Here is a 12640-nt window from a genome sequence, read left to right as displayed (position 1 = left end):
TCGCAAGTTCGCGTCTTACCAAACAGAAACGGGCCGCATTGCGCGGCCCGTTCTGTCTCCGGCATCCGGATGGACGACTACTCCACCGTCACCGATTTCGCCAGGTTGCGCGGCTTGTCCACGTCGGTGCCGCGCGCGAGCGCGGTGTGGTAGGCCAGCAGCTGCACGGGGATGGTGTGCACGATGGGGCTGAGCACGCCGACGTGGCGCGGGGTGCGGATGACGTGCACGCCTTCGGATTCGCTGAAGTGGCTGTCCTGGTCGGTGAACACGAACAGCTCGCCGCCGCGCGCGCGCACTTCCTGCATGTTGGACTTCACCTTCTCCAGCAGCACGTCGTTGGGCGCGATCACCACCACCGGCATGTCGGCGTCGACCAGCGCCAGCGGACCGTGCTTCAGCTCGCCTGCCGGATAGGCCTCGGCGTGGATGTAGGAGATTTCCTTCAGCTTGAGCGCGCCTTCCAGCGCGATCGGGTAGTGCAGGCCACGGCCGAGGAACAGCGCGTCCGACTTGGGCGCGAAGCGTTCCGCCCACGCCGCGATCTGCGGCTCCAGGTTGAGGGCGTGCTGCACGCTGCCCGGCAGGTGGCGCAACTGCTCCAGGTAGTCGGCTTCCTGTTCCGGCGTGACCTTGCCCCGCAGCTTGCCCAGCACGACGGTCAGCTGGAACAGCGCGGCCAGCTGGGTGGTGAAGGCCTTGGTCGAGGCCACGCCGATCTCGGCGCCGGCACGCGTGTAGCAGACCAGCTCGCTGGCGCGCGGGATGGCGCTCTCGGGCACGTTGCAGATCGACAGCGTGTGCTCGTGGCCCAGCGACTTGGCGTACTTCAGCGCCTCCATCGTGTCCAGCGTTTCGCCGGACTGGGAAATGGTGACGATGAGGTGCTTGGGGTTCGCGTAGGCGGCGCGGTAGCGGTATTCGCTGGCGATCTCGACGTTGCACGGCACGCCGGCGATGGCTTCCAGCCAGTAGCGCGCCGTCATGCCGGCGTAGTAGCTGGTGCCGCAGGCGAGGATCTGCACGCCCTCGATGTCCTTCAGCGCCACCTCGGCATTGGCGCCGAACAGCGTCGGGGAGAAGCCGCCATCGACCACGGCCTCGATGGTGTCGGCGATCGCGCGCGGCTGCTCGTGGATTTCCTTCTGCATGAAATGGCGGTACGGGCCCAGTTCCAGCGAGGCCAGCGACACGTCGGAGACGTGCACGTCGCGCTGGATCGGCTGGTCCTTGCCGTCGAAGACCTTGACGCTTTCGCGCGTGACTTCGGCGGTGTCGCCCTCTTCCAGGAAGATCACGCGACGCGTGGCCTGGATGATCGCCGACACATCCGAGGCGATGAAGTTCTCGCCCTCGCCCACGCCGATCAGCAACGGGCAGCCCATGCGCGCGCAGACCATGCGGTCCGGCTCCTTGCGGCTGACCACGGCCAGCGCGTAGGCGCCGGTCAGTTCCTTCACCGTCCACTGCAATGCGCCGAGCAGGTCGTCGCCACCCTGCAGGTGATGGTGCATCAGGTGGGCGATGACTTCGGTATCGGTCTGCGACTCGAACACGTAGCCGAGCGCGCGCAGCTTCTCGCGCTGCTCCTCGTGGTTCTCGATGATGCCGTTGTGCACCAGCGCCACACCGTGGCTGATGTGCGGATGCGCATTGGCCTCGGTCACGCCACCGTGGGTGGCCCAGCGCGTGTGGCCGATGCCGAGATTCGCGTTGAAGCCCTCGGCGGCGGCGGCGCCTTCCATCTCGGCCACGCGGCCGGTGCGGCGCACGCGGCGCACGTCCTGCCGGTCGACCACCGCGATGCCCGCGGAATCGTAGCCCCGGTATTCCAGCCGCTTCAGTCCTTCGATCAGTACCGGCACCACATCGCGATCGGCGATCGCGCCCACAATTCCGCACATAGGCTTGTGTCTTCCATCTGAGTGAAACGAGCGGACATTCTACGTGTCCGGCACTGGACAGGCCCTGTCCGCACGGTGTCCGCGGACACCCGGACAGTCGTCCGGACCGGACAACCCCCTTTGGAATCAATCGCTTGCGTTTGGCACGCATCCTGCTGAGAGAGGCAGGTCATTCCCAAGAACGCATGCCGCCGATGATTCGGGACACCTCCGCCCAAGACCGTGTACTCAGTGCCTCGCAGACCCGACCGGCCTGGCGCCGCTGGGTGTGGCCCGCCGCCGGCGGCGCCCTGCTGCTGGTCGGCATCGTCTTCGCCGCGCGCGGCTGGCTGGCGGGCACCGCATCGGTGGACGGCGCACGCCTGCGCATCGCCGAGGTGACCCGCGGCGACCTGGTCCGCGACATCGCCGCCGACGGCCGCGTCATCGCCGCCAACAGTCCGACCCTGTACGCCGTCGCCGGCGGCGTGGTCACGCTGAAGGTCGTGGCCGGCGACAAGGTCACCAAGGGCCAGCCGCTGGCCGAGATCGACAGTCCCGAACTGCGCAGCAAGCTGGCGCAGGAGCAGACCACGCTGGCCGGGCTGGAAGCCGAATCCAGCCGCGCCACCCTCGACGCCAGCGTCACCCGCGCCAACGCGCAGAAGGCGCTGGACCAGGCCGAGATCGAGCGCCAGGCCGCCGAGCGCACGCTGCAGCGCTACCAGCGCGGCTTCGAAGGCGGCGCGGTGCCGCAGGTCGACGTGCTGGAAGCGCAGGACAACCTGCGCAAGGCCGAGATCGCGCTGGCCCATGCCCGCAAGGACGCCGGCCTGCAGGGCCAGGGCGCCGGCCTGGATGCGCGCAACAAGCAGCTGCTGGCCCAGCGCCAGCGTGCCGTGGTGACCGAGGTGCAGCGCCAGGTCGACGCGCTGACGCTGCGCGCCCCGTTCGATGGCCAGGTCGGCCAGATCCAGGCCGTGCAGCGCTCCAACGTGGCCATCAACGCGCCGGTGCTGAGCGTGGTGGACCTGTCGGTGTTCGAAGTCGAGATCAAGGTGCCGGAGAGCTTCGCCCGCGACCTCGCCATCGGCATGCCGGCCACGCTGACCAGCGCCGGCCAGCCGTACCCGGGCGAGATCTCCGCAGTGTCGCCGGAAGTGGTGGGCGGCGAAGTCGTCACCCGCCTGCGCTTCTCCGACAAGCAGCCGCCCGGCCTGCGCCAGAACCAGCGCCTGGCCGCCCGCATCCTGATGGACACGCGCCGCAACGTGCTGATGGTCGAACGGGGCCCGTTCCTGGAACAGGGCGGCGGTCGCTACGCCTATGTCATGGACGGCAGCTCCGCCGTACGCCGCCCGGTGCAGCTGGGCGTCAGCAGCCTGAGCAACATCGAAGTGCTGGGCGGCCTGCAGGCCGGCGACAAGGTCGTCGTCTCCGGCAGCGACCTGTTCGGCGATGCCGAGCGGGTGTCGGTCAATTGAAAGCCGGGATTCGGGATTGGGGAATCGGGATTCGCCCGATCCCGGATGTCTCGACTCCCTCTCCCGAATCCCCAATCACGAATCCCCAATCCCGTCCGAAGGAATTCAGCCATGCTTGAGATGCGCCAAGTCGCCAAGGTCTACCGCACCGAACAGGTGGAAACGCATGCGCTGCGTTCCCTGGACCTGCATGTCCGCGAGGGGGAGTTCGTCGCGGTCACCGGACCGTCGGGATCCGGCAAGACCACCTTCCTCAACATCGCCGGCCTGCTGGAAACCTTCACCGGCGGGCAGTTCCTGCTCGATGGGCAGGACGTCAGCCATCTGGGCGACGACGCGCGCTCGCGTCTGCGCAACCAGAAGATCGGCTTCATCTTCCAGGGCTTCAACCTGATCCCGGACCTCAACCTGTTCGACAACGTCGACGTGCCGCTGCGCTACCGCGGCATGCCGGCGGCCGAGCGCAGGCAGCGCATCGAGGACGCGCTGGCGCGCGTGGGCCTGGGCTCGCGCATGAAGCACTTCCCGGCCGAACTGTCGGGCGGACAGCAGCAGCGCACCGCGATCGCGCGCGCGCTGGCGGGCAGCCCGCGCCTGCTGCTGGCCGACGAACCGACCGGCAACCTCGACTCGCAGATGGCGCGCGGCGTGATGGAGCTGCTGGAAGAGATCAACCGTCAGGGCACCACCATCATCATGGTCACGCACGACCCCGAACTGGCGGCACGCGCGCAGCGCAACGTGCACATCGTGGACGGCATGGCCACCGACCTGTCGGTGGAGCCGGCGCTGATGCGTGCGGCGCACGCCGCCGAAGCCAACGCATCCGCGTAGGGTGGGCCTCGGCCCACCGCACACAGACCCAAGACAACCCCATGGTGGGCCAAGGCCCACCCTACGGAGCCACGCATGTTCGGCTACTACTTTTCCCTCGCGCTGCGCAGCTTCAAGCGCAACAAGGCGCTGACCTTCCTGATGGTGCTGGCCATCGCGCTGGGCATCGGCGCCAGCATGACCACGCTGACGGTGTTCTACGTGCTGTCCGGCGACCCGATCCCGCAGAAGAGCGACAAGCTGTTCTATCCCCGCATCGAGCCGCGATCGGCGAACGGCTTCACGCCCGGCGACGAGCCGGAAGACCAGTTCACCCGCTACGACGCGGAGCGCCTGCTGAAGGACAGGAAGGCCGACCGCCAGGCGCTGATGACCGGCGGCGCGTCGTCGGTGGAATCGCAGGACGGCAGGATCGAGCCCTTCCGGGTCGAAGCGCGCTACACCACCGCGGACTTCTTCCCGATGTTCGACGTGCCGTTCCGCTACGGCAACGGATGGGCCGCGGCGGACGACGAGTCGCGCACCCGCGTGGCGGTGATCTCCAAGGCGCTCAACGACAAGCTCTTCGGCGGCGCCAACAGCGTCGGCCGTGAGCTTACGGCCTCGGGCAGCACGTTCCGCATCGTCGGCGTGCTGGACGAATGGCGCCCCGCGCCGAAGTTCTACGACATGACGCAGGACCGCTTCACCGAAGTGGAACAGCTGTTCGTGCCGTTCTGGACCGCCCTCAGCCTGAAGATGGGCACGCAGGGCAACATGAACTGCTGGGGCGACTCCAGTGGCGATGAAGAAGGCTCGCGCGGCCCCAATGCCCCATGTTCGTGGCTGCAGTACTGGGTGGAACTGGACACGCCGGCCAAGGTCGCGGCGTACAAGCAGTATCTGGCCAACTACTCGGACCAGCAGCGCGCGGCGGGCCGGTTCGAACGGCCGACCAATGTGGACCTGCACAACGTGATGCAGTGGCTGGACAAGCAGGGTGCGGTACCGGGCGACGTGCGCCTGCAGGTGTGGCTGGCGTTCGGCTTCCTGGCCGTCTGCCTGCTCAACACCGTCGGCCTGCTGCTGGCCAAGTTCCTCGGCCGTGCATCGCAGATCGGCGTGCGCCGGGCGCTGGGCGCCACGCGCAAGGCGATCTTCGCGCAGTGCCTGGTGGAAGCCGGCACCGTCGGCCTGGTCGGTGGCGCGCTCGGCCTGGTGCTGGCGTGGCTGGGCCTGCTGGCGGTCCGCCAGCAGCCGGCGGGTTACGCCGATCTCGCGCACATGGACCTGAAGATGCTGCTGGCCACGTTCGCGCTGGCGATCGTCGCCAGCCTGCTCGCCGGCATGCTGCCGGCGTGGCGCGCGATGCAGGTGACGCCCGCCATCCAGTTGAAATCGCAATGATCCGCTCCCTCCCCCGCTGGCGGGGGAGGGTCGGGGTGGGGGCGAGGGCAGGACGATGACGCCCCCCACCTCGCGACACCCGACGACCTGATCCCATTCCGACCTTCCTCCGCACGCGGGGGAAGGGGCTGAAACCCCAGAGGCCCACCATGGACATCCGCCCCATCCTCTCCACCCTGGCCCGCCACAAGACGGCCGCCGCGCTGATCGTGCTGGAAGTGGCGCTGTCGTGCGCCATCATCTGCAACGCGGTCTTCCTCATCACCCAGCGACTGGAGCGCATCGATCGCCCCACCGGCCTGGCGAACGAAGAGATCGTGCGCATCAGCATGGGCAACATCGGCGACAACCCCGAGGCCGACGCGCTGGTGAAGCAGGACGTCGCCAGCCTGCGCACCCTGCCCGGCGTCAAGGCCGCCAGCAGCATCAACCACGTGCCGTTCGACAACTCCTCGTGGAACAGCTCCATCCAGCTGGCGCCGGAGCAGGAACGCCCCAGCGCGCAGGCCAATGTCTACCTCGGCGAGAACGTCATCGACACGCTGGGCCTGCGACTGGCCGAGGGCCGCGACTTCAATGCGGACGAATATGCCAACTGGACCGAGATGAACAAGCAGAACGCCCGGGTGAACCTGCCTGCGGTGATCATCAGCCGCGAACTGGCGAACAAGCTGTTCCCCGGCGAAAGCGCCATCGGCAAGAACCTGTACTCGTGGAACGCGGACAACACGCCACACCGCGTGGTCGGCGTGGTGGAGCGCCTGATCCGCACCAACGACAACGGCGGCCCGGCGGAAGCGGGTTACACGATGATCTTCCCGGCCAAGGACATGACCCTGGGCACGTTCGTGCTGCGCACGGATCCCGCGCGCCGCGCCGAGGTACAGAAGGCCGCGGTCGCCACACTGGAGAAGAACAGCTCGCGTCGCCTGATCCTGCGCGAGGGCACGTTCACCGAGATCATGGACAACTACTACCGCGGCGACCGCGCGATGGCCTGGCTGCTGCTGACCGTGATCGTCTCGCTGCTCGTCGTCACCGCGCTGGGCATCGTCGGCCTGGCCAGTTTCTGGGTGCAGCAGCGCACCAAGCAGATCGGCATCCGCCGCGCGCTGGGCGCGACGAAGGGCCAGATCCTGCGCTACTTCCAGACCGAGAACTTCCTGCTGGCCACCATCGGCATCGTCATCGGCATGGTCCTGGCCTACGGCATCAACCAGCTGCTGATGGGCAAGTACGAACTGCCGCGCCTGCCGCTGCTGTACCTGCCGGTCGGCGCGGTGTTGCTGTGGCTGCTCGGCCAGGTCGCGGTGTACGGACCGGCACGCCGGGCCGCGTCGGTACCGCCGGCAGTGGCGACGCGTACGGCCTGATTGCATCGCCTCGCGACGTCGCCATGGTCCGCTCACGCCTGTTGTTGCTCGGGCGGCACCCCTGGTGGACCAGCCTGCTGGTGGCGGAAGTCGTGGCCTTCATCATGCTGGCATCGTTGGCATGGTCCGCATGGCGGGCCATGCCAACGCCACCGCCCGTACTGCCGGAAGACGAGATCACCGTGTTCCCCCGTCTGGACACGGTCGACAATGTGCCGCTGCCCTCGGCGGATGTCCTTGAGCTGATCCGGTCCGTGCCGGGCGTACGCCATGCCGCTGTCGCCAACCAGTCGCCGTACTCGTTCGACGTGTCGTGGGCGGCCCGTGTATGGAAGGACGATGCGCAGAGCGACAACGCGGTGGTTGCCATCTACTTCGGAACCGACGGAATGGTGCAGACGCTCGGACTGCAGCTGATCGAAGGGCGCGATTTCGCTCCCGCCGACCTCAGCGTCTACAGCGGCGACCAGACCCGCCTGCACGCCCGCGGCGCGCCGGCGATCATCAGCGCCAGCCTGGCTGAACGCCTGTTCCCCGGCACGTCCGCCATCGGCGGACGCCTGCACATCCATCACGACGCTCCGCTGACCGTCATCGGCGTCGTCGCCGCGCTTCCGGCCGCGGGGAACGGGTTCCGCCAGAATCCCGAAGGTTTTGCCATCCTGTTGCCTACCGCACCTGCCGACGCGCGGGTGGGTCCGCTGCTCGTGCGCAGCGCGAGCGGAGAACGGGTGCGCGTATCGACGGCCGTGGAGCGCATGTTGAAGAAGGCGTACCCGCGCGGACTCCCGGCTGCGTCGCGCCCGCTCTCCGCCGACCGCATCGCGATGGCATCGCTTCGTCCCCTGCTGCCAAGAGCGCTTTCGGCAGCCGCTGGCCTTGCTGCGCTGGTCCTGTTGGCGACGCTGCTGTTCGCGACCGAGTGGATGGCCCGACATCAACGACTGGAACTCAGTCTGCGGCAGGCGTTCGGTGCGACTCGCCACCAGATCGTGCGCGAATGGGGTCTGGAACTCGGCGCGTTGGCCGGACTGGGCGCGATGTTCGGCGGGCTGATAGCGGGTTCGCCGATCGCCTCCCGGCTTTCCGGCGGTTTGCCCCTCCTGTCCCCGCTGCACACCGTCTTGCTGGCGACGGCCTGCGCGGCGGCGCTTGCCCTGGTGGCGACATGGCTTGCGATGCGGGCCTTCCGCATTCCGCCGCACCTCGTCAGTCGCAGTCCTTCGGTTAGGCTATAGCGCATGCCCACCATCCTCGTCATCGACGACAACCGAGCCGTCAGCACGGCGCTGGAAGTCCTGTTCTCGCTGCACGACATCGACACGCTGCATGCCGAGTCTCCGGAGGCCGGACTGGCGCTGCTGCGCGACCAGCATGTCGACCTGGTCATCCAGGACATGAACTTCACCGAGGACACCACTGCAGGCACCGAAGGCGAGCAGCTGTTCGCCGACATCCGCATGCAGTGGCCGGACATGCCGGTGATCCTGCTGACCGCATGGACACACCTGGAAGTGGCGGTGAACCTGGTGAAGGCCGGCGCGGCCGACTACCTCGCCAAGCCCTGGGACGACCGCAAGCTGCTGGCCACGGTCAACACGCTGCTGGAACTGGCCGAAGCCCGCAGCGAACTGGAACGCCGCCGCAGCCGCGAGCGTCGCGGCCGCGACCAGCTGTCCAGCAAGTACGACCTGCGCAACCTCGTGTTCGAGGACCCGGCGAGCGAACGCGTGGTCGCGCTGGCCTGCCAGGTCGCGCGTTCCGACCTGCCGGTGCTGATCACCGGTCCGAATGGCGCGGGCAAGGAAAAGATCGCCGAGATCATCCAGGCCAACTCCAGCGTCAAGGCCGGCGCCTTCGTCACCCTCAACTGCGGCGCGCTGCCGTCGGAGCTGATCGAAGCCGAACTGTTCGGTGCCGACGCCGGCGCCTACACCGGCGCCAACAAGGCGCGCGAGGGCAAGTTCGAGGCGGCCGACGGCGGCACGCTGTTCCTCGACGAGATCGGCAACCTGCCGTTGACCGGCCAGATGAAACTGCTGCGCGTGCTGGAGACCGGCCGTTTCGAGCGCCTGGGCTCCAATCGCGAACGCCACGTCACCGTGCGCGTCATCAGTGCGACCAATGCCGACCTGCCGGCGATGATCCGCGACGGCATGTTCCGCGAAGACCTCTACTATCGGCTCAACGCGATCGAGCTGGCGCTTCCCCCGCTGGCCGAACGGCCCGGCGACATCCTGCCGCTGGCCGAACGCTTCCGCCCCGCCGACAAGCCGCTGGCCGAAAGTGCGCGCGCGGCGCTGCTGCGCCATGCATGGCCGGGCAACGTGCGCGAGTTGCGCAACGTCATCCAGCGTGCCGGCCTGCTGGCGATGGGCGATCGCATCGAAGCGGGCGATCTCAACCTGCCGCGTCCGGCGCCGGTGCGCACCGCGATCGTCGCCGAGCCGGAGCGCGCCGACATCGAAGCCGCCATCGCCCGCGCCGGCGGCGTGATCGCCCAGGCTGCCGCCGATCTGGGCATGAGCCGGCAGGCGCTGTACCGGCGCATGGAACGCTTCGGCATCAAGGCGCCATGATCCGCCGCTCGCTCGCCGGCCGCGTGCTGTCCTGGCTGCTGCCGCTGCTCGCGCTGGCGATGGCGCTGCCGGTGCTGCTGTCGCACTGGATCGGCGACGACGTGGTCGCCGTGCTGGTCTCGGCCATCGTGGTGCTGCCGCTGGCGATGTGGGCGATCCGCCGCGGCCTGCGCAGCACGTACTCGCTGTTCCGCGCGCTGGCCGGCAGCGTCAACAGCTACCGCGACGGCGAGTACAACTTCGGCATCCACTGGCGCGGCAACGACGAACTCGCCGAACTGGTGCGCGCGCACGCCTCGCTGGGCGAGGTGCTGCGCGAACAGCGGCTGAGCCTGGTCCAGCGCGAGCTGCTGCTCGATACCATGGTGCAGAACACGCCGGTGGCGATGCTGCTGATCGCGCCGGGCGGCGACGGCGTGCGGCGCGTGATCTTCGCCAACGTGGCCGCGCGCAAGCTGCTGCACAGCGGGTGGAAGCTGGAAGGCCAGGACTACGACGCCCTGATCGGATCCTCGCCGGTCGAGATGCGCGAGGCGCTGGCGCGCGGTGGCGACAGCCTGTTCGCCATCGGCAGCGAGGAAGAGGATGGCGAGGAACAGGTCTACCACCTGGCCCGTCGCACCTTCCGCCTCAACGGACGACCGCATGAACTGCTGCTGCTGCGCCTGCTGACCAGCGAACTGCGGCGGCAGGAAGTGATGACCTGGAAGAAGGTGATCCGGGTGATCAGCCACGAGCTCAACAATTCGCTGGCCCCCGTCGCCTCGCTCGCGCATTCGGGCGCCGAGCTCGTGCGCCGTGGGCGGCATGATCGGCTGGAGGAAGTCTTCGGCACCATCGAGGACCGCGCACGCCACCTGGAAGGCTTCATCCGCGGCTATGCGCGCTTCGCCAAACTGCCGTCGCCGCAACTGCAGACCGTGCATTGGCGTGCGTTCTTCGAGGGACTGCAGCGGCAGATCGGCTTCGAGCTGGTGATGCCGGAGGGCGAGATCGATGGTCGCATCGATGTCGCACAACTCGAGCAGGCCATCCTCAATCTGCTCAAGAACGCCCATGAAGCCGGCGGCAGCGCCGACGGCGTGTCGGTGAAACTGACGCGGCTGCCCGACTGGCTGCGCATCGAGGTGATGGACCGCGGCACCGGCATGAACGACGCGGTGCTGCAGAACGCGCTGGTGCCGTTCTATTCCACCAAGCGCAACGGCACCGGCCTGGGCCTGGCACTGACCCGCGAGATCATCGAGGCCCACGGTGGTCGGCTATCGCTGCACAACCGCGAAGGCGGCGGACTGTGCGTGTCCATACAGCTGCCTGAAACCACGTAGGGCGGGCCTTGGCCCGCCGTCCGTGATATCCGGCGAAAGCGGCGGGCCGAGGCCCGCCCTACACGCGACGCGGGAACGACACGGCATCGGCTGCGTTCTCCCTCCGGGAGAGGGCAAGGGGTGAGGGCTGGCAGCCGCGATCCGCACTTCAGCTGTCGTGCGGACCCGCCGTCATCGCGCCATCCAGGCGTGCATCAGTCGTGGGGCCAGTAGGGTGCATGGAGCAACGATCGATGCGGTCGTGCGCATGGCGCACGCTACGTGGCACGCGGCGCTCTTGGCGCTCACGCCACGCGCAAGCTCCCGTTACCCGAGACCGCGTAGGGCGGGCCTTGTCCCGCCGTCCGTTACATCCGGCGAACGCGGCGGGCCAAGGCCCGCCCTACACTACTTCGGCTTCTTCACCGGCCGCTGCCAGCCTTCGATGGTGACCTGGCGTGCACGCGCGACCGTCAGCTGGTCGGCCGGTGCGTTCTTCGAGATCACCGAACCCGCACCGATGGTGGCGCCGTCGGCCAGCGTGACCGGTGCGACCAGCGAGGAGTTGGAGCCGACGAACACACGGTCGCCGATCGTGGTCGTGGACTTGTTCACGCCGTCGTAGTTGCAGGTGATGGTGCCGGCGCCGATGTTGGTCCCGGTCCCGATCACCGTATCGCCCAGATAGGTCAGGTGGTTGGCCTTGCTGCCCACGCCGATGCGCGCGTTCTTGGTCTCGACGAAGTTGCCGACGTGCACGCCGTCCGCGAGTTGCGTGCCCGGACGCAGGCGCGCGTACGGACCGATCAGCGCGGCGCCTTCGCTGACCACGCCTTCCAGATCGCAGTGCGCGCGCACCTGCGTGCCGGCACCGAGCTTGACGTCCTTGAGGCGCGTGAACGGACCGACGACCACGCCGTCGCCGAGTTCCACCTCGCCTTCCAGCACCACGTCGACGTCGATCTGCACGTCGCGACCCACCTTGACCGTGCCGCGCTGGTCGAATCGCGCCGGATCGATCAGGCGTGCGCCCTGCGTGCACAAGGCCCGTGCCGCGCGCAGCTGGTAGGCGCGCTCGAGCTGCGACAGCTGCCAGGGATCGTTGGCGCCTTCGGCCTCGATCGGCTCGCCGACCAGCACCATCTCCGCCGGCGTGAATTCTTCCGCGGCCATCGCGAACACGTCGGTCAGGTAGTACTCGCCCTGCGCGTTGTCGTTGGACAGCCGCGCCAGCCAGCCCTTCAGTGCGCTGCTGTCGGCGGCGATGATGCCGGTGTTGATCGTGCGGATGCGGCGCTGCTCCTCGTCCGCATCCTTGTGCTCGACGATCGCGGCCACGCGGCCCGCTTCGTCGCGCACGATGCGGCCGTAACCGGTGGGATCCGCCGGCTCGGCGACCAGTACGGCCAGCCGACCCGGCGCGTCCAGCAGCCGTTGCAGCGTTTCGCTGCGGGACAGCGGCACGTCGCCGTACAGCACCAGCACGCGCGCGCCGTCGGGGATCTCCGGCATCGCCTGCGCGACGGCATGGCCGGTTCCCAGCTGCTGCGCCTGGTGCGCCCAGTGCAGGTCCGGCTGGTCGGCGAAGGCCGCCTGCACCTGGTCGCCGCCGTGGCCGTAGACCACGTGCACGCCGGCCGGCGACAGCGCGCGCGCCGCGTCGATCACGTGCGCCAGCATCGGCCGACCGGCGATCGGCTGCAGCACCTTGGGCAGCACGGACTTCATGCGCTTGCCTTCGCCGGCGGCCAGGATGACGACGTGTAGTTGCTTCATGTGGTTTCCCATTACGAT

The 12640-nt window shown here is 68.4% G+C and carries 9 protein-coding genes; 7 read left to right on the top strand and 2 right to left on the bottom strand.

The window, feature by feature from the left end; genetic code table 11:
• Positions 1 to 77: 77 nt before the first annotated feature.
• Entirely contained in the window at positions 78 to 1904 is a 1827-nt protein-coding gene (gene glmS, locus VGN58_RS01410) for a glutamine--fructose-6-phosphate transaminase (isomerizing) (RefSeq protein WP_327480898.1), read from the bottom strand.
• 194 nt (positions 1905 to 2098) lie between these two features.
• On the opposite strand from glmS, the gene VGN58_RS01405 reads away from it, so the two are divergent.
• From VGN58_RS01405 to VGN58_RS01375, 7 genes are all read left to right on the top strand, one after another.
• Complete coding sequence (locus VGN58_RS01405; RefSeq protein ID WP_327482010.1) at positions 2099 to 3367, top strand: efflux RND transporter periplasmic adaptor subunit; 1269 nt, start codon at positions 2099 to 2101, stop codon at positions 3365 to 3367.
• A 111-nt stretch (positions 3368 to 3478) separates the two neighbouring features.
• Positions 3479 to 4201: an ABC transporter ATP-binding protein gene (locus VGN58_RS01400; protein WP_327480896.1), complete on the top strand. Its 723-nt coding sequence runs from the start codon at positions 3479 to 3481 to the stop codon at positions 4199 to 4201.
• Positions 4202 to 4276: 75 nt separating this feature from the next.
• Complete coding sequence (locus VGN58_RS01395; protein WP_327480894.1) at positions 4277 to 5587, top strand: ABC transporter permease; 1311 nt, start codon at positions 4277 to 4279, stop codon at positions 5585 to 5587.
• 149 nt (positions 5588 to 5736) lie between these two features.
• Positions 5737 to 6960, top strand: a complete 1224-nt coding sequence (locus VGN58_RS01390) for an ABC transporter permease (RefSeq protein WP_327480892.1) — start codon at positions 5737 to 5739, stop codon at positions 6958 to 6960.
• Positions 6961 to 6983: 23 nt separating this feature from the next.
• Positions 6984 to 8198 carry an ABC transporter permease gene (locus tag VGN58_RS01385; RefSeq protein ID WP_327480890.1) on the top strand — a complete coding sequence of 405 codons (1215 nt, stop codon included), beginning with the start codon at positions 6984 to 6986 and terminating at the stop codon, positions 8196 to 8198.
• Positions 8199 to 8201: 3 nt separating this feature from the next.
• Complete coding sequence (locus VGN58_RS01380) at positions 8202 to 9539, top strand: sigma-54 dependent transcriptional regulator (protein ID WP_327480888.1); 1338 nt, start codon at positions 8202 to 8204, stop codon at positions 9537 to 9539.
• Positions 9536 to 10867 carry a HAMP domain-containing sensor histidine kinase gene (locus VGN58_RS01375; RefSeq protein WP_327480886.1) on the top strand — a complete coding sequence of 444 codons (1332 nt, stop codon included), beginning with the start codon at positions 9536 to 9538 and terminating at the stop codon, positions 10865 to 10867. Before VGN58_RS01380 ends, VGN58_RS01375 begins: the two co-directional genes overlap by 4 nt.
• Positions 10868 to 11254: 387 nt before the next feature.
• On the opposite strand, the gene glmU is transcribed toward VGN58_RS01375, so the two are convergent.
• Positions 11255 to 12622 (bottom strand): bifunctional UDP-N-acetylglucosamine diphosphorylase/glucosamine-1-phosphate N-acetyltransferase GlmU, encoded by a 1368-nt coding sequence (glmU, locus tag VGN58_RS01370; RefSeq protein WP_327480884.1) that lies wholly within the window; start codon positions 12620 to 12622, stop codon positions 11255 to 11257.
• Positions 12623 to 12640 lie beyond the last annotated feature (18 nt).

The sequence above is a fragment of the Pseudoxanthomonas sp. genome (assembly GCF_035999195.1).
In the GTDB taxonomy this organism is placed as follows: Bacteria; Pseudomonadota; Gammaproteobacteria; order Xanthomonadales; family Xanthomonadaceae; genus Pseudoxanthomonas_A.
This window is presented reverse-complemented; position numbering and strand designations above follow the sequence as displayed.

Coding starts and splice junctions, on each gene's coding strand:
- glmS (WP_327480898.1), bottom strand. CDS start 1,904: ATGTGCGGAATTGTGGGCGCGATCGCCGATCGCGATGTGGTGCCGGTA.
- VGN58_RS01405 (WP_327482010.1), top strand. CDS start 2,099: ATGATTCGGGACACCTCCGCCCAAGACCGTGTACTCAGTGCCTCGCAG.
- VGN58_RS01400 (WP_327480896.1), top strand. CDS start 3,479: ATGCTTGAGATGCGCCAAGTCGCCAAGGTCTACCGCACCGAACAGGTG.
- VGN58_RS01395 (WP_327480894.1), top strand. CDS start 4,277: ATGTTCGGCTACTACTTTTCCCTCGCGCTGCGCAGCTTCAAGCGCAAC.
- VGN58_RS01390 (WP_327480892.1), top strand. CDS start 5,737: ATGGACATCCGCCCCATCCTCTCCACCCTGGCCCGCCACAAGACGGCC.
- VGN58_RS01385 (WP_327480890.1), top strand. CDS start 6,984: ATGGTCCGCTCACGCCTGTTGTTGCTCGGGCGGCACCCCTGGTGGACC.
- VGN58_RS01380 (WP_327480888.1), top strand. CDS start 8,202: ATGCCCACCATCCTCGTCATCGACGACAACCGAGCCGTCAGCACGGCG.
- VGN58_RS01375 (WP_327480886.1), top strand. CDS start 9,536: ATGATCCGCCGCTCGCTCGCCGGCCGCGTGCTGTCCTGGCTGCTGCCG.
- glmU (WP_327480884.1), bottom strand. CDS start 12,622: ATGAAGCAACTACACGTCGTCATCCTGGCCGCCGGCGAAGGCAAGCGC.